The organism is Pseudomonas sp. 86_A (genome assembly GCF_017491705.1).
Lineage (GTDB): Bacteria > Pseudomonadota > Gammaproteobacteria > Pseudomonadales > Pseudomonadaceae > Aquipseudomonas > Aquipseudomonas koreensis.
The window spans coordinates 1-447 of sequence record NZ_JAFGYS010000173.1 but is presented as its reverse complement, the minus strand read 5'-3'; the positions used below and the strand labels follow the sequence as shown (position 1 = coordinate 447).

At 46.1% G+C, this 447-nt stretch carries 1 pseudogene; it reads left to right on the top strand.

The features are described from left to right. Positions 1-253, top strand: a pseudogene (locus tag J5M57_RS28545) (cell wall anchor protein); the annotation flags it as partial. Positions 254-447: the final 194 nt, after the last annotated feature.

Below are 447 nucleotides of genomic sequence, written 5' to 3'. Positions count from 1 at the left end.
ATATGAGAGTTATCAGGGTCCCCAATCTGTCATCTCGAATAACTCGCGTGGGGTTGTTCGACCTGGATTCGAGTTGCTCTCTGCGCATTATGGTCAGATGAAGGGTCTCGACTCATACTGGACGGATTCCTACCGTGATTGGGTTAATGGGAACTCCACAGACGGTGTTGAAGGTGGAGGTGGAAACTACGGTCCCAACTCAGGAGGATTCGACGGTCTTGGATTTGGCTCATTGCTTTATCGTTTGGCTTGAATTTGAGATGTGACGCCGGGATACTCGCTGGACGAGTGGTTGTCGCAGCAATTACTTCTTTTACTTGTATTGCTTGTATAAAAAGCATTAAAGCCACTGGTGAGTTCCGTACGCAGTTGATTCTCTCCCAGCCACCTGAAAATACTAGAACGTAATCGCAGGTGAATTTATGTATTAGTATATGCATATATGAG